The following is a 23,619-nucleotide window of genomic DNA, read 5'->3' as shown; positions in this document are numbered from 1 at the left end:
TTAAGTCGAACAAACAACCGTCCTATGCGTCCCCTCAAATGGTTTTCGCCTATCGAATTTCTTAATAATAGTGTCCAATATGATTGACAAACCTACACAATAGTCAAGTATTGAGAAAATTAATACTTGACTATTATTATCATATGTATAGTTGGGTGGTTACATTAATAAAAGACGTTATTACAAGAGTTGAGCCTTAATTCAAACTCTCAGAACCTTTTTTGGTTCGTCAGAACTGCCCCCATTTGATTTCCCTTTCGAAACCCTCCCAGTAACCTTCATTATCCCAGTCATCCCAGTGTTTGTTCTTTAGCTCATTAAAACGATCGTCATTGGGCTTAATGCTGGTAACAATAAGCTCATATGTGACACCAAACTCCCTGTCAACTATTTCATTTTCGTTATTCGGAAATTTAGCTCTTTTATATGGTATAAGAATATAATACAATTTTTCCTTTTTCCCTTTATTTTTGAAAAGCTCTCTAAGCTTATTTTGCAATATTATGTCGTCAGCTTTAAGTTTCTGTGGAGAAATATTGATTACTTTTATACTTTTATCTTTATCATTGCTAACACTTCTACTTACTCGATTTCTTACAAAATAGATAAAATCAGCTTTGCTGTTGACAACAGTTTTAATAAGATTTTTGTGGTCTTCAAGAGTAAATTCTGTATTATAACCTTCACCGTCAATGTAAGGAGGATCATAAATAACAAGAGAGTTCTCCGAAAAAGCTCTTCTCCTTACCCCTATGAGCTCCTTGTAATTGTTACTCTTCAAGTAAGTTTTTTTCTGATTCAAAAAAAGTGAATATTCATATATATGTCTGGCAGCATTGAGAAGAGTGTCTGTTTTTGCATTACTATTGAAATTTTCCATTTTATTCATTACGCTAACTGCATTAAGATAAAAATAATAAGTGGCATAAGCTAATGAGCTATCGTTCTTGTTATTACTATCATATAATTCTTTTATCTTTGTAAAAGTATCCTTGGAAAAATCAAGTGTTAGTATATTTGTTATAAGCCTAAATGGTTGATTCTTTACAACTTCCATCAAGTTGTAGAGCCCTTTTTGCGGCAAAGCTTGAGCCTCATCTATGCCTTGTGTTTTCTGCATATCGATCTTTGCAGCAACGTCGTCATATACATTGACATAAAGCTTATCTCCATATTTTTGAACTCTTGTGGAAATTCCAAGAGCACCAGCAAAGACATCGGTTATTCTTTCATATTTATTATCTCTTACGAGTGCCCTAATTGTATCTCTCATAATAGGGTTGAACTTATTTCCATGCAGCTTGATAGCTGGTATAGTTAGTTCATTCGATGACTTATAATGTGAGATAACGAAAATAAGGCACAAATTAGCTATTTTCGATCTATCATTAGTCAGAACTATTATTTTCAGTAACTGATCTATGTCGTAAGGAATATTAACTGATACAGTTACTTTCTTCTCGATATCGTTTATGTGCCTTTTGATCCAAGGTTTACCACACAGCTTATTGTAGGCAGAAGCATATGCATCTTCAGGACTTTGACCTGTATTTTTGTAATAGAGTGGTGAGCACTCGTTGTAAAAATCACATAAGAAAAATACAAATGCCCGAATAATTATAGTTCCTTGGCGTTCTTCGCCTAACAGTTTACAAACCCTTTCAAGTAACACTTTACTTACTATAACCTTTCTAGATCCTACTTTCATCATCTTGCCCTCCAAGTATATTAATCTTGAGGGTATAGACGTATCTCATTTTTCATATACAAATCTCGATGTATACCCTCAGAAAGGTATAGATTGATCTCGATATGCAAGAAATTTATCTGAGAAATAATTTATTTGATTTCAAGCTGTAATCTCATCTGGAACAGCAAATAGTAGTAACTCGCAAGAAAAAACAACAAAACCCGAAAAATATCGCCATTTTCAGGTTTTGTTGTTTTTTATGTCAGTATTAATTTTATCTCGATAATTCTTTCATCGATAAGACGTGAAAAAATAGAGAACAGTAGTTAAATGAACAATAAAAAGCTGCACAGTTGAAGCAAGGAGTGGTCAGTATAAAAGAATAATATCCAATTAGTGGTACAGCAATTTTAAGATTTATGGTAGCAATCAATGTATTTTTACTATAATCTTGGCATTGCTACACTGCTAAAATTTTCGATTTTATGGTAACAATTAATGTATTTTAAACATAATATTGGGTAAGAACAAGCTATGTAAACCTCAGATTTTATCGTAGTAATTAATGTATATTTACTATAATATTGACATTTCATACTGCAAAGAATTACGATTTTATGGTAACAATTAATGTATTTTAAACATAATATTGGGTAAGATCAAGCTATGTGAACCTCAGATTTTATCATGGTAATTGATGTGTATTTACTATAATATTGACATTGCACATTGCAGCAATTCTCGTTTTTATGGTAGCAATTAATGTATATTTATCGTGATTATGCCACAAGAATATTTGAATTTATGATAGATTAGGCTTATAATTTAAGAAAATACTTGGCACAGTGATTAAAGCTACATTTTCCTAAAGAACATTGTATATTTGCTAGTTTTGGCTTGAAATTATAAGAGATTGAGGACTACACGTTCGAGATATTGGGAGACTTTTTAGCCTGTCCTCCAAAGCAATAACCCATAAATAAACATCGCAGCTACCCGATTTTTTTATTTAGAACAAAAAATATGGCTAGAAAAATAAAAGTTTTAAGATTTTATCTGCGTACGTTCAGCTGGCAGTATCTTATACAGAAATCGAACAGCTTATATGCACTCGACCGACAGACGAAAGGGCAAGAAAAAAGCCACCACGATCAGACAATCGTAGTGGCGAACAAGATTTGGTTATGGGTAGTATAGGTTAAGAGCAAGGTAAAATCGCTTAGGAAAAGCTGGATTTTCCTATAAGATTACAGCTAAGTTAAAATATAACACTACAAGATACACACCAAGTTCTATAATGCGGATCAGAGAAGAAGGTGCATACTAGGATATGACACTTGGAACAACTGATTCAAGTATGTCAACTAACTCTAGTATCACATCAAGGGGTGGTTGGGTGGGATAAGAAAAGACCTACTCCTTAGCCAAGCCTGACAGGTACGCAGCTAAGAGTTTCTTATCACTAGCAGAAAGCCTATCGTACTTGGTGAGTATCTCAGCTTGTTCATCAGAGAGCTTGACAACGTGGGAGACAGGCTGATCTAGGGTATCGTCTTTGAAGAAGTCCGACATAGATACGCCGAGACCATTACAGAGTTTCATTAGGGTACTCACAGTTGGCATTGTATTTCTTACAAAGATATTATTCAGACTTGAGTATGGTATGTCAGACTCTTTGGCAAGCTTATAAATGCTCCAGCCGTAGTCAGTGAGGTACTTACGAAGTTTTACGAGTATCCAGTTTTCATTGATCATTTGGGTATCTCTCCTGTCAGTTTCTTTAACTTTGCTTTATATTATTATTTTAAAGAAATAAGACAGATAATTGAAGATGTAAATATGAGTTGTATAGTTCAAATAATATTACTCATATGAGGAATTAATTATTAAGAAAGTGTTGATTTTGAGTGAGAAATATGTTATACTGGAATAGAAGAAAAAATTTTTTAGAAAGGTGGAACTTTTTCTGCATCTCATTTGTCTATATACACAGAGGACAAGAGGTGGTCAGATGAATGAAGAAGTTCTCTGTATGATCTTTGGAAAACTTGCCGAAGGGTATCAGTTGACCGAAGATCAGCAAAAGGCATTGTTTAGGAAAATCATTGAAGATGGGAGTAGTTTAGAAAATGAAGGAAGACGTGGATTACACCGAAGCGGTGGAGAAAGCGAAGCAAGGTGATCAGCAGGCTAAAGAAGTGCTGTACATAGAAACTTGTCAGCATATGTTTTTCCTTGCTAAGAGCATCGTCAAAAGCGATGAGGAAGCAATGGACATTATTCACGACAGCTACATATGTGTATTTCAGAAGTTAGACAATATCAAGAACGCAGCTGGCTTTAAGTCTTATCTGAGAACAACAGTAGCAAACAGATGTAAGAATTATCTTAGAAAGAAAAAACCTTTATACCTGTCAGATATGACAGAGGACGGTACAGAACTCGAACTCGAAGACACGGACGGTGTTATTCCCGGAGAGCTAGTTGGAAATGAGGACGTTATCGAATGTGTACGCAGGGTAGTTGAAAGCCTGCCTGAGGAGCAGCGTATGTGCGTGATACTCAGGTATTACGATGAGATGAGTTTGCAGGAGATAGCAGACACGCTGGAGATCTCTTTGGGTACTGTGAAAAGCAGGCTCAGCAGAGCGAATAAAAAAATGCGTGACGAGATAGAACGCCTTGAGGAAGAGGAGAACAAGAAGTTCAGATGTATCATTCCGTTCTTCTGGCTCAGAGCTGGTCTTGAGGGTATGGAGAATGAAACTGACGTGCCTAAGGCACTTGAAGTTAAAGTATTTGGAAAATCTATTAGAAGAGGGGTATCAAAAATGGCGAGAAACATTATTGTTGCGGCAGCAGCTTTGGCGATAGCAGGAGGGGTATTTCTTACCGCTTGCGGAAATGACGAGGGTAAGAAAGGCACAACAAGCAGCCTTGCGGACACAAGTTCGATATCTTCCGCAGCTGAGGATAGCAGCTCTGAGGCTGAGGTGAAAGAGCCTAAGGTGTTTGAATGTGAGCTTGAGGCAGGCAGCGAAATGACCGCAGCTGAACTTGCTGCTAAACTGAGCGATGATAAGATAGACACAGCTGCATTTGCCAGCGGCGAAGAAAAGATCGCACTTGACAAGTTGGGCGTACAGAGCATTTCACTTAACATCAAGCTTGCCACAGGTGAGGAAGAACTCTGGAACATCACGGTAACGGTAGTTGACAGTGAGAAACCTAAATTTACGGGTATCAAGGAGAAGTATGAAATTACGGAGGGCGGTAAGCTCCCTGATTTCAAGAAAGGGGTATCCGTGAAGGATAACTACGATGAGAGCGTAGAGTTCACAGCGGAGCTTGACGGCAAGGCTAAGAAATTCGATTACAAGGCTGGAAAATACACTATCACCTACAAGGCTAAGGACAGCAGTGGAAACGAAGTGACAGCCACTTCAAAGCTCATCATCAAGGAAAAGCCAGAGGAAGAGAAGAAGGACGATGAGAAGTCGGAGGAGCCCTCTGACAACAATAACAATGGCAACTCAGATAACAACGGTGGAGGTAGCTCCAACAATAACGGTGGAGGCAACTCTAACAACGGTGGAAACGGCGGAGGCAACTCAAATAATGGCGGAGGCAACGGCAACGGCGGCTCTCAGAATAACGGCGGAGGCTCAAGCAACAACAATGGCGGAGGCTCTAGCAATAATAATGATGGTAACTCAGGTTCTGGCGGTGGCGGTAAGTCTTGGTCTTGGGATGATGATGAAGGGCATCATGAAGGTACAATAGATGATGGCACAACTCCAGGCGGAAACACGCAAGGCACGGGTACTAGACAATACGGAGACCCTTTTGGTTGGGGCTATGATTATTGGTATGTTGTATATCCTAACGGCGAGATAACCACTATTTAGTCTACATTTGAGTTAGTCATATCTACTCCAGTTTAGATATATTGAAAACGAGAGCGATTTCTTTCAAAGAGTTCGCTCTCTTTTCTTTAAAGAGAGGATTTGAAAGTATGATAAGTTACGATAAGAAAGCGAGACATCTGATAGTATCATCAGGAGAAGTGGTAACCTTTGATATACAGCTCAGGGGTAGAATAAATGTAGTTAGAGGAGCAGCCGCAACAGGAAAGACGTATATGTGCAATCTGGTAAGAAACGGAAATCCTCATCCAGATGTAGTCGTATTTGAAAGAGGTGTAGACTCAGCAAGGGATTTAACTTCCCTCTCAGATAAGTTAATTATAATAGATAGAGCTGATATGTTGAGTGGTGAAGTAGTTGAGCACATATCTCAAGACCTCGATAACACCTACTTAATAATGGCACGAGTACCGTTAGGTTTGGGTATTACACCTAACTACATAGGTGAGTTTGTTAGAGACAATAGAATAATCACAATGAGGTACAATTTTTCAGTTCCAGGTTGGTTCTAACTACCTGATAAGTTATTGATTTTCAATAAGAAAAATGTTATAATAGATTAAATGAAAGGAGTGTTTTGCTTAATGGAGAATAAGATATATGAGTTATTGGACTCAGATTTTAATACTGTTGCATATAGGTTCAAAACGGATATTGGTACTTTTGATATTCCTATCGAGGTTCTCGAGAAAGAGCTTGAGTATCTTCCAGAGTCAGACGGCAAAATGCAATCCACAGACAAACAGGGTATTGTTTCTTTGAGTGCCAAGCACAATGCAAGAACAATCCTATATGAGTATCTTGGTCTGGAGAAGAAAGAGCAGGAGAGTTCTCACATCACTTTCGGGTTAATTATGGGAAATTCGTTACTCAAGTTGATTGAGCGTGGAAATACCGCTAACCATAGAAATTGTTTCGATAAGGTCAAGGCGTTTTTGGATAATACTGATATTGCTAAGCAGAACATTCTTTCATTGTATGGTGTTAGACGTACAGGTAAGACATTTTTAATGTACCAAGCAGTGCAATATCTTCATGATAAAGGGGTATCTCTGGCTAAAATTGCTTTTATAACAATATCTCCAGATAAAACAGAGGCTTTAGAACTGATGCAATACATCACAATGCTAGTTGAAGTTTACGAGATAAAATATGTGTTTATTGATGAAATAACTTATGTTAAAGATGAATTATCTCTTCTAACAGAATTGAGTGATTGCTATTTTAAGGTCAAATTCGTATTGACGGGTACGAACTCAGCGGGATTTTTACCGTTGTTTAGACAGTATTTATACGGCAGAACATTGCGTGTATCAACTTCGTATATTTCGTATAATGAGTATATAAAGTTGGTAGGTGGGTGCAGTGTGTTAGAGTACATCAGACAAGGTGGCATTTTGCAGGCGGATACATTATATGAAGATAATCATAAACTTCGTCTTGAGCAGCGTGCAAAGCTCAGTGAGGAGTATATCAATACCGCCATTATACAGAACTTGTTTGGCACAATAAAACAGTCTGATTATTTTTCAAATAAGTATTCTCTGTTGTCAGATATGTATTTTAACGATAAAGGAAGTTTAGAGACTTTGTTGTTTAAATGGTTGCAGAAATACTCTGAGCCTTTGTCGTTAAACATAATGAGCAGGACACTTGAGTCATCTGACATTAGCGTTGCCGTAAAAAACTCAATTTCTAAATCAGCGGGTGTTGACTTATCGGGATTTAGAAAGAAATTAACTAGTTGCTTGAAGGATTACTTGAATATTCAGGATTTCGCTGAGGTGCATAAGTCGAAGTATTGCAGTTTGAATTTTATTGACCAGTTCAAGGACTTTTTGTATAATATCGACTGTATTATAAAGAATACAAATATGTCGAAGGAGTTTCTTATTCCAATAGGGTTACGTTATGGTTTGGTCTGCGAGACACTATCGTCATTATCAGATAAATATAACGATATAGCACAACGATATGGAGTTTTGGTATCTTGGGATGATTTTGCAAGGAAACTCAGCGAAACAGCGGAGGGGATGTTGCTTGAAGACGTGATATATTTGGAGTTGACGATGCTTGAAGTTCCTTTTTATAAGTACAGAGTTAACAACCGAGCCGAGATTGATTTTGTAGTTGGGAATAAGCTATTTGAAATCAAGCGTAAGAAAGAGCCTTTTCCAGCAGATTGCCGTTGGCTTGTGAGTGAAGCCTTACACTGGAATACAGAAAATGCTGAGCTGTATCTCCTGTGCAACTGCGAGGATAATTATTCCAAGGAGTTTACAGAGAGAGAAGTATGGGATAGTTTCATTGAGGGCAAAAGGAGCAATAACAAGCGGGTATCTGAGGAAGATTTGGCTCAGAGAGATGCTGCTGATACTTCAAATAAGCAGTTAGTTCACTTTGTGAAAATTGATTATTTCCTAAGCCATTTAGATGAATATATTTGAGCATAAAGGAGCAGTATCCTAACAGATACTGCTCCTTTATTTTTGTAACATTGCAGAAAAATTCAAAGATGCCAGCCATCAAATCAAGTCCTGCTCGTGAAAACGCCCGCATACGGAGTTTTGCCTGAAAAGGGTGTCGAGTAAGTGCGATTATTCGATGAGCTTCGTTTTACCCCTGTTTTCAGAGCGAGCTTTACCTATTCATTTGGTGCATAAAATACCCTTAGATTTTCGAGTCAGATTTATCAAATATTTTTGAGAATTGTTTCTATTCTCACCCGCAAAATAATTTTTGCAGATTATAGATATTTTTCATTTTGGTGCGTTAGTCGTTTGAGCCTAAACTAAACGTTATGTATCCGAATGTGAATAACCCGATTTGGGGAGACGCAGTAGTTTCATAGCATTCGGGTATCACGATTTTGTATGACAATTAGAAAAGGAGGAGAACACTTTGAGTAAGATGAAAAAGAAAAGAGCAGTCAGCTTACTTCTTTGTCTGGGTATCGTAGCTACAATGTCATTCGGTTCGATGACGGTAAGTGCGGATAATATGCCTTATACCAATGAACAAGTAATTGACACATTGTATGAGAATGACTACATAAAAGCAGACGGTAAGTCGTATACAATCAGTAAAGACGGCTATTACCTGTTTCTTTCTAGGGAGAACGCTACCGAAGACGGAAAGGCAGATTGGTATGACGTATTCGCTGATAGTGCTGAGCCTAAAGCGGATTTTACTGAGTTGCTTGCTGGTTTTAAGCATTACTCTGTTGGGGATACGTTGAATTATAACGAAAAAACGGCTCATGTTCCTGCTTATATGCTTTATAAGGCAAAGGAGACTGACGAGTATACTGCTTTCGATGTATCTTTGGGGCAGCCATTGAATGACCCTTATGCTGATGCTAGTATGTTTAATTGGGAGTTCACTGAAGCCACGGAGGATAAGGCGGTAGTGCATATAAAGGCTGAGGCACGTGGAGGTGCTGAGCTTTCAACTTATACGTTACGTTTGAACGGAGAGCTGTATGGTGATTTGTCACCTGATGCAGAAAATGCAATCCCAGTAGGGGTATCTTCTTATGAGTTTGATATTCCGTTGTATGATAACGGAGAATACACTCTGTACATGACAGATACTTTCGGTGTTACTGAAAATGCAACTTTTACTGTTGATTGCATAAACGAGAATAAGCAGCCAGACCCAGATGCGGATAAAGATGATTTACCGCAGATGAGTTATTTCCTTTCTACGAATGATACGGGGTTATCTCAGTCAGACAGTCTGGTATTGACTGTTACAACAGATAAGGCTTGCACGATTTATGGTAATGGCTTTACAGCACAGGAAAACACAACGTCAGCAGAGTTCCAGATATTCAAGAATGGCGTGTATAAGTTCTTTGCAGTAGACCCTAACACAGATGCAACAAGTGAGCTTTCAGTAACAATCACAAGTTTCGGCGATGGTTCTTTTGATTTGCCATCGGATGATACTGACAATAACGACAACCCTGTAAACCCGAACAATAGGGATAACTACTGGCAGGACTTAGTTGAGAATGGCGACCTGTCCGTGGATGGAAAACTTATTGATTTAGTTGCACTCAACATCGATGAAGACGGCAATGTTACTTCAAAGAATAACAAGTCAAATCCATCAGATAAATTAGGGGTACTTCCTCAGACGGGTATCACATCTTGGGTAGTGGCTATAGGTTGTTCGCTTTTTGCAATTATAGCGGGTACTTTCCTTATGTTCCGTAAGGGAATATTTAAGAAACTCTCGAGAAAAGGAGGTAAATAACAATGGAAAGTCGTTCTTTTAAATCGAGATTTATCTGTGGTATGGTGTCTGGCGTTATGGCATTAACAGGTGCTGTATCTATTCTTCCAGTTCTCACAAGTGAGCAAAATGCTATCGTGGCGAGTGCTATCAGCGGTGGCTCAGGTGGTGGAAACGGCGGTAAAGGTGGAACTCCAGGTTCTCTTTCCAGTGGTGAGTTTGCTAACGTAAGTGGCACTCCGTTGGGTGTGAGAGTATATCTTGCACCAAGAAAGCTGTTGTATGGTGATACCTACAAAGTGCAGGATAGAGTTGTTTATACAGGTAATTTAACCGCCGATGCAATAAAGTCTAATTTGCACTCACAAGTCAGAAATGCTTACTATGCAGTGTCAAAGGCATCGTACAACAATAAGGTATCTGCTTTGTGGTCGGTTAGAGGTAAGCTGAACAGAGATAATAACAACAATTATTATCGAGGTGACCATGTCAACTATCAGTTGAAGGACTATTACTCCGTCAATAAGGGTATGTACAAGGTAACAAACAAAGATACTTTTGACTTTTCTGCTGTTTTGCCAAGTAATGTAGCAAAAACTTGCCCAAGGTGGGGTACTCACGGTAGTTTGGGTTCAAACTTTGAAGCGAAGTGCGAAGACGTAGCAAGCTGGGCAAACGGTGTTTTTAAGAATGATGATAATGTAGATTACTTCCTGAAAAAATATACGAAGTTGCTTGGTAAGGATGCTGAGGGTTTGCCAAAGAATGTACAAGAGTTCTTTCGAGATTCAAAATGGGTAATTGTTGTCGAGCCAGTATACTGCGTGACAATGGGTGGTACTTATCTGGCTATTTCAAATCAGGATTTGATTAATGCTAATAAGGCTCACATATATTGGAGCAGTTCATATGCAGCCCCAGGTTACATTGGTAATACAGGTGCAACAGCCGCCGCTTTGAGCAGAAAATTTTACGCTAAGTACATCAACTATCAAGGCAATGAGTTTAGTGCTTCAGGAAAGGATGACTTAGCTGGTTTTGGTGTTTATTGGGGTCGCCCTAGATTATCACTAACTGGGGGTTCAGATGCCAAAGCAGCCACTCATATAACGTACTATTCAACAGATGGTACTCCAACCTATGATGAGGTACATAACTCAACAGGTTGGTCTGGCGACCTTAAGGTTAGACGTTCATCTGTAGTAGCCGATAATGCAAGTGTTAAGCCAGCTGTATCAACTACCAAGAAGGATAGCTTGAATATAGCGATAACAAATAAGGGTGCATCGAAAGATGATACCTACAAAGTTCTCAAAACAGGGTACGATGAAAAGAACGCTGTTCAAAATGTGAAGTTCTTCTCTTTCGGTGATACGCTCCGTACAGATTTGGCAAAATCGGGTACAGCCAAGAAAGCAAGTGAGTTAGATAAGAACATCACATCGAAGTATAGTCATAAGGAAGTTTCATATAGACTTCTTACTGGTCATGCTCCTCTCGGTACGGTAAGTGACGATTACATTAACGCAAGCTCAAATGGTACGTTGAGTTTCGGTAAATCGGGTACATCCGGGCACGCAAATCTTGTAGGCGATATTTGGAGCAATACAAATGACTCAAATTACTATCTCAGAAAGGCAAATGCAGCTGAGGTTGCATTACCTGCTTGGAAGGGTACTAACAACTTAAATGCTTTGAAGAGCTTTACAAATGTAGCTTCAGTTTCAAGCAGCAACTATTCAAACTTTACAATGAAAATCACGAAAACTGGTCTTTCAGGCGGTTCGGGTAGTAACATTGTTTTGGGTAATAAGTACAATTACGTTTTGAACAATAGCAACTTATCTGCCGATAAGACGGGTACAAACAGCTCAGGTTTGATGGATGCAAACGCAAACAAAATTTCAAGAGAGATTACAGGCTCTAAGAAGTCAGCGACCGTATCATATCTGCTTAAGGAAAAAGACTCTTCGGGTAATCTGACTTCAAAGGAGTTTGATGCCAAGGGTATAATGAGCTCGTCAGATGCAAATGATATTATTGCTAATACAACAATGCTTGCTCTGGAGAACTCAGAAATTAAGCGTGCATCTAACAAGTCACTTGATTTGAGTACAAAGGGTACTCAAAAGATTGGTTTGTCAGTCGCTGTTCTTGCAAGAAAGCACCCAGTTAGCTCAACTGTTAAGGGTGTTGTTGTAGATGAGAATGGTACATCTCATAATATGACTGTTAATAACGATAAGTCAGGTAAGGCGAGTGTCAAGTACGATATGACAGCAACGGGTAGTTTCAATGTGAGTGGTTCTAAGGCATGGGCAAACGGAGATGATGGTGTAACATATATGTTTGCTCTTCCGAAGTCTTACACATCGAAGAGCTACAAGGGTCTGGATGACTTAGCTGAAAAGGTTTCTAAGATTGCAAACGACAACAATGGAGCACTGAATACGGTAAATGCTTACAATCAGCTCCATAACTTGTTCATGAATATTTCAGGAGCAGGATACGGGTATCAGACAGGTAGCTCAAACGGAGCTGTCTTTGATATGCTGGACTCCAGTAAGGATAAATTCAGTTTCACTGTAGGTTCTATTGGCGGTTCTAATAGCGGTGAAGGCAAAATTGAAGGATATGACATCTTGATATACAGAGATGAGCGTGTTGGAAAACCTCAGCATTTCGATGTTGAACTTCCTGAGTATTATCTCAATTACAACTATCCAACTCTGTTCGGTACTCAGAATGGTGTTGTTGCTAAGCTCTCATCTGCTTTGAGTAACAGTGCCGCTTCTATTAGCTATGCTGACAACAAGTCTTATAGTGGTGATTTGATTTCTAAGAACAAATCACAGAATTATCTGCTGTTCAATCCTATTAAGACCAGTGGAGGTTCATATGTCGCTGGTGCATTGTTTGATTTGGAGCAGACAAATCCAAAGCAGTTTGCAACAGCTAAAAATGTAGGTGCAACCCACAGTATGAACCTTACGAGAGAGTTCTTTGGCGAGACAAAGACCATATCTAAGTTGAGCACAAGAAATAAGGGTCTGCTCGGAGGCTATGCAGATAACAGCATCTCAAACGCATATGTAAAGAACATACTCAAGTCGGGTACAGGAGTTAAACCAACGGCTTCAACTCAGGGTACTAGTGGAAAGAGCATTTACTTACCGAAAACAGGTAATGACTCATTCTTCTGGGCAGCTAAGACAAGCATCACAACTGGGGATAATGCTTTCTTGTCACCTTGGACAACTGGTGAAAGAGCGAATAAAGCAGGATATACCGTAACTGAAAAGGCTAAGTCTTACACGCCAAACGATAGAGGTATTTCTGAGAACGATAAAAAGGGTACTACTTCCGTATCTAAGGGAGATAAGACTTATGGTATTTCAACCATAAAGGGCTTTGATACAGCAACTAAGTTCTATCCAGAAGTTACTATGGTAGCTCATGTTCCTATGACGGGTAGTGTTTCTGATGTTTCTAACGGTAAGCAGAAAGCAATGTATGTTCTACCTCTTTACGTTATGGGAGATAAGGTTAGACAGGTCAAGACTTCAGCAATGTATACTATGACCTTGGTAAATGGTGATAGCGAGGACAATTACAAGGGTACTTTCGCAGGCACATTTGCTACTGGTTCTATAAAGAACGGCTTAGATAAGATTAAGGTTGACGGTTCATATCTGCCTGTCACATACAGCGGTACTGAGGTAAATGTTGCAACTAATCTCGATAAGACTGGCTTAGTATTCAATGGGTTTGTATTAGACCTGATGGATAAGGATGTTGATAAAGAAATGTGGTCAGGCTCTAAAATGACAAGTGCAGCCGATGTTCTTGGCGATGTAGACCTCAAGACAGAATGGGGTAATACATCTGCTACTGTTACTAAGGGCTTCGATGATTTCGTATCAAGCATAAAAGACAATCTATATGCGGGTATCTATCTGAAAACATCTGACACTAAGACAGGTAAAAGAGTAAACGGAACATATTGTTTCGGTACACAGAAGAAGAGTATCGTTAAGAAAAACAGTGGCTCTACAAAGATTGTATCATACAATATTAAGGTTAAAGACGGCGATATCGTGAAGGATACAACTTATACAGAGTTGATAAAGGCAATCGCAACAGCCTATGGCGTAGGAACTGAGGATGCTGAGAGATTGTTCAACAATTCGGGTATGGTTCAGAGCTTGGTAAAGGCAGTCGAGACCAGATACAATAAGGATAATGGCTCAGCTGTTATGGATGCAGACGTAAATGCAACTACTAGCAACAAGTACAATATCTATAAGAAGGGCACAAAGTGGTATGACGAGGAAGTCAATTATTTTGTAATTCGTCAGTATACAACAGACACTTATGAGCTTAACGATATCTCCGTAGGTTCAAAGCTCGCATATGATGCAAGCCCTAGCGGTAAAGACTCTGGCATAATTGATGCTGGTTATCGTGGCGACTGGTACTATATGTTGGGTATCGAAAGCGGTAAGGTAGACGGTCTTGATTCCGTATCCTTTGATGGTAAGGATGTTAAGACCTTGGAGAGAGCAGCGGATAAGGCAAATACTCCGATAATACTTGATGGGGTACGCCTTAAGGGTGCATCTTTCATACTCGGTGACGAGACAACTAATTCGATGAAGAACTAACACTTAAGTTAGATTTCTCCTATACATCATCGTGAAACAGAGAACGCAGTTGAGCGGTAAATTTCCGCTTAGCTGCGTTTTCGTTTTTTTACAGAAGGTGAAATAGTAATTTTCATGGCATTTATAACCTTTACTTGACTTTTTAGGGAAAATGTGCTATGATTATAAATATTAGTGTTTAGAAAGGATAATAAATATGGAATGGGAAGAGTTCTGCTTTAAGATTTCTAACATGCTTAGACATTGTGAAAATAAAATTCAATTAAATTGTGAGGCGGACAAAATAACATACATTATTGAAAATGTAAAATATACATATACAATTGATGAGTTTGAGGGACTGAAAAAGTTTGCAGAACAATATGAATTTGATAATTATGCAATTTATAACGGACATGAGTATGAAACTATGGTTAACGTTGTTGATTCTTATTCACGAAGGGCATTCTCAGCCCTTTTTGAAGACAGGTTGTTAAATCTTTCAATAAGAGATGAAACCTCTCATATTGATTATTCATTTGGGGAGATTTCAAATGAGTTGATATGGCATACTATCAAGCATCATGATGTATACAATAGAAGTATAAGAATTTCGCCTATGTTTTTTGAAAAAAGGCTAGCAACGCAAGAACAAAAAGATATAATTAGTATTATTAGATTACTTATAAGGTTACCCTTTGTCGTTTTTGTTAAATCAGATTCAGTAATGCTAAAAGAAGAATTGAAAAAAAGCATGGAATCATTTCTTTTCAATATTGCGTACAATTTTGACTATGTTTTAAAACCTGTAACAGAAATCGAAGATATATTTCCTAAACGGATACATAAGACTCAAAATAGAGCTAAAGATCCTGAAGAACTCGTTGCTCCGCAACTATTATACAATGAGGAATTACTTGAACAATATTATATGGCATTGACCTCAGATGATCCTTTTGTTGAATTTATAGCTTATTATCACATAATGGAATATTTTTTCGAACGAGTTTATAATGAAGATATTTGTACAAAAGTTAAGCAACAGATCCAGCATCCTGGTTTTTCTGTAAAACGAGATAAAGATATTGTTAAAGTTGTAGATATGATTAAGCGTATGACAAAACAAAGCAATGAAAATTTCCAAGGCTCAGAAATAGAAGCATTGGCGTTAACAATAAACAAATTTGTTGATATTTCAGAATTAATAGCTAATTTAACAGATTTTGATCCGTCGATTGTAGATTATTACAAAACAACAGAGGTAAGTTTTTCAAATGGAGATGCTGTCGATTTGAAAGATAAAACTAATCAAAAACTATGTAAAAAAATAGCGAATCGAATTTATAAAACACGTAATGCTTTAGTACATAGCAAATCTAATGATTATATTGCTAAAGAGCGAGGAATATATAAGCCATTTAAAAATAACAAAGAGTTGTCAAAAGAGATTCCGTTAATGAGGTATATTTCAGAGGCTATAATTATTAAATCGGCAACTTAATTGTAAATATATAAAAACAGCTGATGTGTATGTAATATAACATCAGCTGTTTTTTATTTTGCTAAAGAAATGATTATTCGTTTTGATAGATTAACATATTGACAATTTAAGAGAGTCATATATTTCAGATCATATTGAATTTTTATAAGAATAATGCTATACTACACCAACGGTAAATGCAGCGGCTTTACCCAATTTATGGATGATTAGTCCTGTGGATAGCGTTGTCGCACACGCCTTCACAAACGCCGTGTGTGGGACTGCGGCTGCTTCGTCGTCAAACTACTCTACCCGCTTGGTGATGGGGCGTTACAGCGGCGTACGGTGTGTTCTGTGGCGAATGGCTTCGTTCACTGCTAACACGGGTATCAATTCTGGGCGGGGTACGGAATTATTAATGGATCGGGGGTGATTATACTTGAGATTGTCGGAAAAAATGCCATCGCAAAAACTTAAAGTCGGTAGTAAGTTTATATATAAATGGATCGATAACGAAACTCTTTTGGTGGCAGAAGCAATCCATAAATATCCGTATGGTATGCTGTGTCAGTTGTATCGTGCAAAGAACAAGAAAGATGGCAGCATAGAGATTGAAAAACCTTTGTTTAAGGCTTTCGTCTAAATACAAGGAGGTATTCGTTATGTCGAAATTATACATCTCAGATTTGCATTTAGGTCATAAGAATGCTATAGTGCACGATAACAGACCGTTTGCCGATCTTGACGAAATGCACTCCTCAATTATCGCAAACTGGAATAATGTTGTCAAGGAAGAGGACGAAGTATACATACTTGGTGACTTTGCGTGGAAAAAATCAGTCGCTAATAAGATACTTCCACAGCTTAAAGGACATAAGTTCCTTGTTCGAGGCAATCACGACAAAATAAATGATGATATTAGAGCTTGTTTTGTGTGGATAAAGAATTATTCGGTAATAACTGACGGTGAAACCGAGTTGGTACTTTCACATTACCCTATTGCTCATTGGTACAATCAGTATCGTGGAGCTGTGCATTTGTACGGTCACGTCCATAATTCGAAGGACTATAAAGCGTATTTGCAGTATTCAGATATATGCAGTAAAATGGGTATTCCTTTTGAAAGCTATAATGTCGGCTGTATGCTGCCATATATGGGGTATTCCCCTAGAACGCTGGAGGATATAAGGAGAAACATAAAATGATTTTGATAACAGGCGATATACACGGCAGTCACGATATTTCAAAGCTTGATAATACCAAAAATCCGATTTTTAAGAAACTGACTAAAGAGGATTATCTCATAATCTGTGGAGACTTCGGATTGGTGTGGTATAATGATATGGCAGATACGTTGTGGAGAACGTGGCTTGATGAGAAACCCTTTACTACTCTTTTCGTTGATGGAAACCACGAAAACTTTGATCTGCTTTATGAGTTTCCAGAGGAAGAATGGCACGGCGGAAGAGTTCACAAAATCTCAGACAGCATACTCCACCTTATGCGAGGTCAGCTGTTCGATCTTCAAGGCAAAAGCTTTTTCACAATGGGAGGTGCCGAAAGCCACGACAAGGCTCATCGCACGTTAGATCGCAGCATATGGCTTCAAGAGCTGCCAAGCGATGAGGAGTACGCTAACGCTTTGACTACGTTGGAAAAATGCAATTACAATGTTGACTATGTTATCACACATTGTGCTCCTACTGATATTCAGAATGAAATAGCTGAGGTCAAGCAAAATTTCACATATACTGATAATCGGCTTACTAAGTTCTTCAGCGATATAGAACCCAAGCTCCAGTACAAGCGTTGGTTTTGTGGTCACTATCACAGAAACTATGTAAGTCAGATTAACCCAAATTTTGAGATACTTTTTAATAAAATAGTTAAATTGCCTTAATGGGCAAAAAGCGTTCCTTGCTGTAATTGACATTGCAGCAAGGAACTATTTTTTCAAAATGAGATGAACTGAAACTCTTTTAAGTCAAACTTTGTTTGAAACAATATAGACTTACGATTATTTTCAGATAGACTATAATCAAAAATAAACTTATGAGGTGGTTAAAATGGCACTTGTAGATATAATCAATTTACCAAAATACTATGTTTGCAAAAATAAAGAAACTGATGAAATGTTCGTTTGCTATGTGAATGGCAGCTGTCACATTCCAGAACCTACAGGCGATAGTGTTCGCTCGTGTATGCCAACGAGTAATTGCAAAGGAAAAGTGGTTTATAAGATAGATGCTGAGGATTTGAAAAAACTTGATAAGATGATCCTAAGAGCCGTATTTGCAGGCGTTACAGTATACAAATTCGGTAATAACGGTATTGAGCTTGTAGACGGCACTTGTTTTATCAATAATGATAAGGCGGTAATACCAAAACCAATTACTCACATAGGCAGCAATCCTTTTGGTGCGGCTGCAAAAGAATTGAAGACACTTCAGCTGCCATCATCATTGCTGACTATTGATTATTTTGCATTTCATCAATGTGAGGAGCTTTCCGTGATCGTTTTATCAGAGGGTATCAAGGAAGTAAACTTAGGAAAGTTTTGGAGATGTAAAGGTTTGCGAGAGTTCTATCTACCCAGAAGTATTACTAGAATAAGCTGTAATAATTTGACTCATGATGAGTTGAAGAGAGCATTCAAGAAGTGTGTGTTCTGCGTTTATAAAAACTCTGAGGCTGAGAGGTTTGTTGATTTAGTCGAACTGAAATATAGACTGATAGATGAAACAAGCCCAACTTGATCTGTTTTCAGTTGTTCTTAAACGCATTATCAGCTTATAACGTACAAACTTTCTCCAATGGTCTGTGCTGTGATTATTATATTGATTACTAAAAGTTTTTGAGATAGCAGCGAATGATTATGATTTGCGATTATATATATGTGTGAAAAGTAAACACTTTTTGCTTTTCACACATTTTTTCTTTTGAGAGCGGCATTTAATGCGGCTTTTGTGAGTCAAAAAATAATTTATAATGATTGGAGGATTGATTAAAATATGTCGTTTTTTAGTAGGTTCTTTGCCGTTAGTAAGGATATTGCCAATGATATTAAAAACAGTCAGAACGGAGTCTCTGAACGCAGATACTCTCAAAATTCAGTTTTGTGTATGAAACTGATACGGACTTATATGATGAGCTGTAAATGGCACAATACAGAGCGAACAAAGAGGCTAATGACTTTTATCACTCTTAAAGATTCCGAAATTGCAGAGAGGCTTAATATTGAGAACAATACTGTGCGTTGTCACAAAAGCAATTATTCCGCTAAGTTATACGAAAAATTGGGAGATGATTGTTTTACGATCGTGTGTTCAAGTGATGAACAAGCAAAGCGAAATCTTATCTATAAGCTGCGTTATTTAATTGATGGTTACAGCGATATATCCTCGTTTGTACCATCATCTGTTGTTGACAGTATTATGCTTGCACCAAGAGAGGGTGATCAAGTGTATGATTTTAAAGACTGCATAAAGGAGATAAAGTTTTTGGCAAGATTTAGCCTTATTGATATGGCTAGATCAATAGATAATCTGGACGAGGATAAACTGGCATTTATTTTTGAAGTTCTAATGGATGCCAATGCTCATACAAATGAGCTCCAGAAAGAGAGATTAATAAAGCTAATTCTTATGGGCGAAGATAAAATCAAAGAAAAGTGCAAGTTGCTTTGAGTTAGCAGTTCGTAATTCTATACATTTACGAACCACAAAGAAAACGTCCGCAAAGTCTGTGTTTTTGACTTTGCGGACGTTCGTATATAAAGTGAACTTTTACGAACAGGAGGACAATTTTTATGGTGTTTGGGTATGCGAGGGTATCAACTAAGCAGCAGAACGAAGACAGGCAGCTTGCCGCCTTGAAAGAGTACGGCGTTGCCGATAACTGCATTTACATTGATAAGGAGTCGGGGAAAAATCTACAGCGTGAACAGTATCAGATTTTGAGGAATGCTATTCTCCGTGAGGGCGATACGCTGGTAATCAAAGAACTGGATCGCCTGTCGAGAAATAAATCTGACATAAAAGCCGAGCTTGAATACTATCAGCAAATGAAAATTAAGGTAGTAATACTTGATATTCCCACCACTAAAATAACATACGAAAATGAAAATAAATGGGTAGGCGATATGATAACCGCCGTGCTGATCGAGGTGCTTTCCAGTATGGCAGAGCAGGAGCGGCTAAAGATCAGAAAGCGGCAAGCAGAGGGTATCGCCATTGCCAAAAAGCAAGGCAAAAAATTTGGCAGACCTAAGGTAAACAAACCTTCCAACTGGAATAGTGTGATAATTGCTCTTGATCGGGGTGAGATAACAGCTGTTGAGGCGATGAAAAAGCTGAGATTAAAGAAGACATCGTTCTATAAGCTTAAGAACGCCGATAAAAACGCTGAGATGAAATAATAAATCGAGATGAAAAGTGTACAACGAGATGAAACCTGAGATGAAATATTTCTGGTGTACGAAATCGGCAGAAGTATGCATATCGGACGAGCTTTTCGTATAAATATGTTTATAGGAGAGGTAATCTAAATGAGAATTGTTGTACACGAACCAGAAACTGAGTCGGGAGTTCTTGAGCTGCAAAAGCGTGTCACAGACCTACACGGACACATCATCAAGAATTACATAACGAGAAATGTTCCCGAAGCAAAGAAACGTGAAGATGTTTTGCAGGCAGTAATTTCAGCATTACAGACCAATGTCACCTCAGTCTAAATAGCTTTTTATTTTGAGGTAGTTTTCTTGGGTCATATTGGCTTTATTGTACTCCCATTGTTTAAGGGTCGAGTGACCCACGTTCAATAATTCAGCCATTTTGAGCTGCGTAAGCGATAATCGTTTACGCAGCTTTTTTATTTGCTTGCCTTGATCGTTATATAAGAATTTGTTATAATCGTCCAGCAAGTCGCAAACTTCCACCTTATATAATTTTGCCAGTAAGGTGATCTTATCGATAGGATATACACTTAATACGTTCTCTTCATATCTTATATAGGTTGTTCTGTCAACATTAATGTAATCGGCAATTTCGCTTTGAAGATAGCCGTTTTTGCAGCGGTAAAATTTAAGCTTGTCCGAAACCGTTTCTGGACTTTCAGAACTCTGCATCTTATGCACATAGTCAACATTCTTGTGCTTAGGAAAAGGGTTATGAATAGAGATGGTGTGAATGTATACAGGAGTGAACAGGGGTATTTTGTCATTTGAATAAAAGACGAAGAAGTTGTTGCTAAATGCCTTATAAATTCGCCAATGTCGCCCAGATGGACTGTCCTTTGCAACATAGTGATAAAAATACGACTTTATGTTAGTATCTCGTTCTCCACGCACCTGCTCCCATAGGTGGCGAAGCGACAGCCTTTCTTGTGGTCAAATGTTGACACAGCTTTTATTAGACCGATAGTGCCGATAGATATAAGATCCTCCTGATCTGTGGAATTTGAATAATACTTTTTTATAATGTGTGCCACAAGACGAAGATTGTGTTCGATAAGCTTATCCTTTGCCGCCTTGTCACCCTGCGCCATTCTCTCAAAACACTCACGCTCCTCCTTCGCTGAAAGCGGTTTTGGAAACACGCTGCGGCTGTCAAAATGCAGTGCGAAAAATAGAAAATTCCCCGTAAGCAGTTCAAACAGTGCTGAAAACATATTTGTCCCTCCTTATTTAAAGTATCGCTCATACGCTTTTTAATCATATGATTTTTAGGGATTGTACTATTCTGATTTTGACATAAGGTCGCAAAATGTTTCTGATTTGTTAAATTTGCTGAAATATTGATTGTCTTGTTTGCTAAAATCACGAATATTGTTAACGTTTTGTAAACAGACGGCATTTTACTTTTATCGTTAAACAAAGGGTGATATAATTATATTAGATAGGTATGTTTTTGGGGGTGAGCGCTCATGATAAGCATAAAAGGACGATCGGTATTCGGAAGCATTGCAAGAGGAAAGCTGACCTTTTATCATCGTGACGAATTTATCATCAACAAGATAAAAGTGTCCGACCCTGAACTTGAATACAAAAAATATGTCAAGGCTAAAAACGCTGCTCTTGTGGAACTTGGGGAGCTTTATGACCGTGCAAGGTTAAGCGTTGGAGAAGGCGACGCTCAAATATTTGTGATACACCAAATGCTTATCACCGACGAGCAATACGACAGCAGTATTCGCACAAAGATACTTGACGAGCATTTCAATGCCGATTATGCGGTCGCAAGCACTTCAAGAAGCTTTGCGGAGATGCTTGCACAAATGGACAGCGAATATATGCAAAGCAGAGCGGCTGACGTCAAGGACGTTTCAAACAGACTTTTAAGACACATTTTAAACTGTGCCGACAAGCTTCCCATACTTAAAGAGAATGCCATTATCTGCACCGGTGACCTTATGCCCTCAGAAACCCTGCTCATGGACAAGACGAAGATAAAGGGCTTCTGCACAAGGTCCGGTTCTGTGAACTCTCATACTGCGATACTTGCGAAAAATCTTGGCATACCTGCCATTGTGAACGTTGGAGCGGAGCTTTCTGACGAATACGAAGGCAAGGAAGCCGTCCTTGACGGCTACAGCGGAACGCTTTACATAGAGCCTGATGAGCATACTCTCAGACAGCTTGAATACAAGGAAGCCGTTGAGGGCAGGAAAAAGGAACTTCTCACAAGGCTCAAAGGCAGAAAAAACATCACTCGTGACGGACATGAGATAAAGATATATGCGAATATACTCAACTATGAGGAACTTGAATCGGCGGTAAAAAACGACGCAGGTGGGATAGGTCTTTTCAGAACGGAGTTTATGTGCTTTGACAGACCTGCTTTTCCTGACGAGGATTTTCAGTTTTACACCTACCGCAAGGCATTGGAGGCAATGGAGGGTAAAGAGGTCATAATAGGCACTTATGATATAGGTGCAGACAAGATACCTGATTGTGCAGACATGAGTGCTGAGAGAAATCCCTCTATGGGCTGTAGAGGCATACGATTTTGTCTTGAAAGAGAAAGCATATTCAAAACACAGCTAAGGGCGTTATACAGAGCGTCTGTTTACGGACAGCTTTCAATACTTCTGCCTATGGTCATAGATGTGAGCGAGATACTGAGGGTGAAAGAGCTTATCGTGCAGGTCAAGGCAGAGCTTATAAAAGAGGGCAGAAAATTTGCCGACAATGTTAAGCTCGGGGCAATGATAGAGACCCCTGCGGCGGTGATGACAAGCGATATCATTGCCAAAGAGGTGGACTTTTTCAACATTGGCACTAACGACCTTGAACAGTTCACCTTTGCACTTGACAGGCAGAACCCATGTTATGACAGGGTGTCCCCGAAAAATCACAGGGCACTGCTTAGAATGATAAAAATGGTTTGCGACAATGCCCATGCAAACGGCATAAAAGCAGGCATTTGCGGTGAGATAGCAGGCGACCCAACACTCACAGAGATATTTCTGGAGCTTGATGTGGATATGCTGTCGGTAGTTCCGTCAAGGGTACTGCCACTAAGAAAGGCGGTAAGGAGCATAAGTCTTAAAGACCCGAAAAAGGCAGAGAATGACCTGAAGCTGTTTTTATAAAAAGGATGATTTTCCTCATTCCATATAGGCGGTGGGATACGTTATCGTGCG

General features: G+C 38.6%; 18 protein-coding genes. 14 read left to right on the top strand and 4 right to left on the bottom strand.

Annotation, left to right across the window (positions count from 1 at the left end):
- Positions 1 to 229: 229 nt before the first annotated feature.
- Together OCV57_RS09795 and OCV57_RS09790 are read right to left on the bottom strand one after the other, a co-directional pair.
- Positions 230 to 1,711, bottom strand: a complete 1,482-nt coding sequence (locus OCV57_RS09795) for a hypothetical protein (RefSeq protein ID WP_267301377.1) — start codon at positions 1,709 to 1,711, stop codon at positions 230 to 232.
- A gap of 1,392 nt (positions 1,712 to 3,103) precedes the next feature.
- Positions 3,104 to 3,445, bottom strand: coding sequence for a helix-turn-helix domain-containing protein (locus tag OCV57_RS09790; protein WP_118124372.1), 342 nt, complete (start codon positions 3,443 to 3,445; stop codon positions 3,104 to 3,106).
- Positions 3,446 to 3,701: 256 nt separating this feature from the next.
- Here OCV57_RS09790 and OCV57_RS09785 point away from each other — a divergent pair, with 256 nt between their 5' ends.
- The 13 genes from OCV57_RS09785 (at position 3,702) to OCV57_RS09725 (ending at position 20,710) form a co-directional block, all read left to right on the top strand.
- Entirely contained in the window at positions 3,702 to 3,872 is a 171-nt protein-coding gene (locus OCV57_RS09785) for a hypothetical protein (protein ID WP_267301374.1), read from the top strand.
- Positions 3,820 to 5,598 (top strand): sigma-70 family RNA polymerase sigma factor, encoded by a 1,779-nt coding sequence (locus OCV57_RS09780; protein ID WP_267301373.1) that lies wholly within the window; start codon positions 3,820 to 3,822, stop codon positions 5,596 to 5,598. The genes OCV57_RS09785 and OCV57_RS09780 overlap by 53 nt, the downstream gene beginning before the upstream one ends.
- A 107-nt stretch (positions 5,599 to 5,705) precedes the next feature.
- Positions 5,706 to 6,128 (top strand): hypothetical protein, encoded by a 423-nt coding sequence (locus OCV57_RS09775; protein WP_267301372.1) that lies wholly within the window; start codon positions 5,706 to 5,708, stop codon positions 6,126 to 6,128.
- A gap of 72 nt (positions 6,129 to 6,200) precedes the next feature.
- Positions 6,201 to 8,063, top strand: a complete 1,863-nt coding sequence (locus OCV57_RS09770; protein WP_267301371.1) for an AAA family ATPase — start codon at positions 6,201 to 6,203, stop codon at positions 8,061 to 8,063.
- A gap of 454 nt (positions 8,064 to 8,517) precedes the next feature.
- Entirely contained in the window at positions 8,518 to 9,876 is a 1,359-nt protein-coding gene (locus tag OCV57_RS09765; RefSeq protein WP_267301370.1) for a hypothetical protein, read from the top strand.
- Between the two features lie 2 nt (positions 9,877 to 9,878).
- Positions 9,879 to 14,519: a hypothetical protein gene (locus tag OCV57_RS09760; RefSeq protein ID WP_267301369.1), complete on the top strand. Its 4,641-nt coding sequence runs from the start codon at positions 9,879 to 9,881 to the stop codon at positions 14,517 to 14,519.
- A gap of 196 nt (positions 14,520 to 14,715) precedes the next feature.
- Positions 14,716 to 15,999 (top strand): hypothetical protein, encoded by a 1,284-nt coding sequence (locus OCV57_RS09755; RefSeq protein WP_267301368.1) that lies wholly within the window; start codon positions 14,716 to 14,718, stop codon positions 15,997 to 15,999.
- A gap of 641 nt (positions 16,000 to 16,640) precedes the next feature.
- The gene (locus OCV57_RS09750; protein ID WP_267301367.1) at positions 16,641 to 17,183 is read left to right on the top strand and encodes a metallophosphoesterase; all 543 of its coding nucleotides are present in this window, start codon (positions 16,641 to 16,643) and stop codon (positions 17,181 to 17,183) included.
- On the top strand, positions 17,180 to 17,878 hold the full coding sequence (locus tag OCV57_RS09745; RefSeq protein WP_267301366.1) for a metallophosphoesterase family protein: 699 nt from the start codon (positions 17,180 to 17,182) through the stop codon (positions 17,876 to 17,878). The genes OCV57_RS09750 and OCV57_RS09745 overlap by 4 nt, the downstream gene beginning before the upstream one ends.
- A gap of 166 nt (positions 17,879 to 18,044) precedes the next feature.
- The gene (locus OCV57_RS09740; RefSeq protein ID WP_267301365.1) at positions 18,045 to 18,734 is read left to right on the top strand and encodes a leucine-rich repeat domain-containing protein; all 690 of its coding nucleotides are present in this window, start codon (positions 18,045 to 18,047) and stop codon (positions 18,732 to 18,734) included.
- A gap of 255 nt (positions 18,735 to 18,989) precedes the next feature.
- Entirely contained in the window at positions 18,990 to 19,664 is a 675-nt protein-coding gene (locus tag OCV57_RS09735) for a helix-turn-helix domain-containing protein (RefSeq protein ID WP_267301364.1), read from the top strand.
- Positions 19,665 to 19,786: 122 nt separating this feature from the next.
- Complete coding sequence (locus OCV57_RS09730; protein WP_178184618.1) at positions 19,787 to 20,395, top strand: recombinase family protein; 609 nt, start codon at positions 19,787 to 19,789, stop codon at positions 20,393 to 20,395.
- A 129-nt stretch (positions 20,396 to 20,524) separates the two neighbouring features.
- Entirely contained in the window at positions 20,525 to 20,710 is a 186-nt protein-coding gene (locus OCV57_RS09725; RefSeq protein WP_022287699.1) for a hypothetical protein, read from the top strand.
- Here OCV57_RS09725 and OCV57_RS09720 read toward each other — a convergent pair.
- Both OCV57_RS09720 and OCV57_RS09715 read right to left on the bottom strand, forming a co-directional pair.
- The gene (locus OCV57_RS09720) at positions 20,702 to 21,103 is read right to left on the bottom strand and encodes a helix-turn-helix domain-containing protein (RefSeq protein ID WP_267301380.1); all 402 of its coding nucleotides are present in this window, start codon (positions 21,101 to 21,103) and stop codon (positions 20,702 to 20,704) included. The two genes, OCV57_RS09725 and OCV57_RS09720, sit on opposite strands and share 9 nt — an antisense overlap.
- A 194-nt stretch (positions 21,104 to 21,297) precedes the next feature.
- On the bottom strand, positions 21,298 to 21,645 hold the full coding sequence (locus tag OCV57_RS09715; protein WP_267301359.1) for a sigma-70 family RNA polymerase sigma factor: 348 nt from the start codon (positions 21,643 to 21,645) through the stop codon (positions 21,298 to 21,300).
- A gap of 255 nt (positions 21,646 to 21,900) precedes the next feature.
- Here OCV57_RS09715 and ptsP point away from each other — a divergent pair, with 255 nt between their 5' ends.
- On the top strand, positions 21,901 to 23,568 hold the full coding sequence (gene ptsP / locus OCV57_RS09710) for a phosphoenolpyruvate--protein phosphotransferase (protein ID WP_267301358.1): 1,668 nt from the start codon (positions 21,901 to 21,903) through the stop codon (positions 23,566 to 23,568).
- Positions 23,569 to 23,619 lie beyond the last annotated feature (51 nt).

The sequence above is a fragment of the Hominimerdicola aceti genome, from assembly GCF_025567495.1.
GTDB lineage: Bacteria > Bacillota > Clostridia > Oscillospirales > Ruminococcaceae > Hominimerdicola > Hominimerdicola aceti.
Note: the sequence above shows the minus strand (reverse complement) of the source record. Positions and strands in the feature narration are given on the sequence as shown.

Bases quoted from the DNA above. Each gene is read 5' to 3' on its own strand.
- OCV57_RS09795 (WP_267301377.1), bottom strand. From the start codon at position 1,711: ATGATGAAAGTAGGATCTAGAAAGGTTATAGTAAGTAAAGTGTTACTT.
- OCV57_RS09790 (WP_118124372.1), bottom strand. From the start codon at position 3,445: ATGATCAATGAAAACTGGATACTCGTAAAACTTCGTAAGTACCTCACT.
- OCV57_RS09785 (WP_267301374.1), top strand. From the start codon at position 3,702: ATGAATGAAGAAGTTCTCTGTATGATCTTTGGAAAACTTGCCGAAGGG.
- OCV57_RS09780 (WP_267301373.1), top strand. From the start codon at position 3,820: ATGAAGGAAGACGTGGATTACACCGAAGCGGTGGAGAAAGCGAAGCAA.
- OCV57_RS09775 (WP_267301372.1), top strand. From the start codon at position 5,706: ATGATAAGTTACGATAAGAAAGCGAGACATCTGATAGTATCATCAGGA.
- OCV57_RS09770 (WP_267301371.1), top strand. From the start codon at position 6,201: ATGGAGAATAAGATATATGAGTTATTGGACTCAGATTTTAATACTGTT.
- OCV57_RS09760 (WP_267301369.1), top strand. From the start codon at position 9,879: ATGGAAAGTCGTTCTTTTAAATCGAGATTTATCTGTGGTATGGTGTCT.
- OCV57_RS09755 (WP_267301368.1), top strand. From the start codon at position 14,716: ATGGAATGGGAAGAGTTCTGCTTTAAGATTTCTAACATGCTTAGACAT.
- OCV57_RS09750 (WP_267301367.1), top strand. From the start codon at position 16,641: ATGTCGAAATTATACATCTCAGATTTGCATTTAGGTCATAAGAATGCT.
- OCV57_RS09745 (WP_267301366.1), top strand. From the start codon at position 17,180: ATGATTTTGATAACAGGCGATATACACGGCAGTCACGATATTTCAAAG.
- OCV57_RS09740 (WP_267301365.1), top strand. From the start codon at position 18,045: ATGGCACTTGTAGATATAATCAATTTACCAAAATACTATGTTTGCAAA.
- OCV57_RS09735 (WP_267301364.1), top strand. From the start codon at position 18,990: ATGTCGTTTTTTAGTAGGTTCTTTGCCGTTAGTAAGGATATTGCCAAT.
- OCV57_RS09730 (WP_178184618.1), top strand. From the start codon at position 19,787: ATGGTGTTTGGGTATGCGAGGGTATCAACTAAGCAGCAGAACGAAGAC.
- OCV57_RS09725 (WP_022287699.1), top strand. From the start codon at position 20,525: ATGAGAATTGTTGTACACGAACCAGAAACTGAGTCGGGAGTTCTTGAG.
- OCV57_RS09720 (WP_267301380.1), bottom strand. From the start codon at position 21,103: ATGCAGAGTTCTGAAAGTCCAGAAACGGTTTCGGACAAGCTTAAATTT.
- OCV57_RS09715 (WP_267301359.1), bottom strand. From the start codon at position 21,645: ATGTTTTCAGCACTGTTTGAACTGCTTACGGGGAATTTTCTATTTTTC.
- ptsP (WP_267301358.1), top strand. From the start codon at position 21,901: ATGATAAGCATAAAAGGACGATCGGTATTCGGAAGCATTGCAAGAGGA.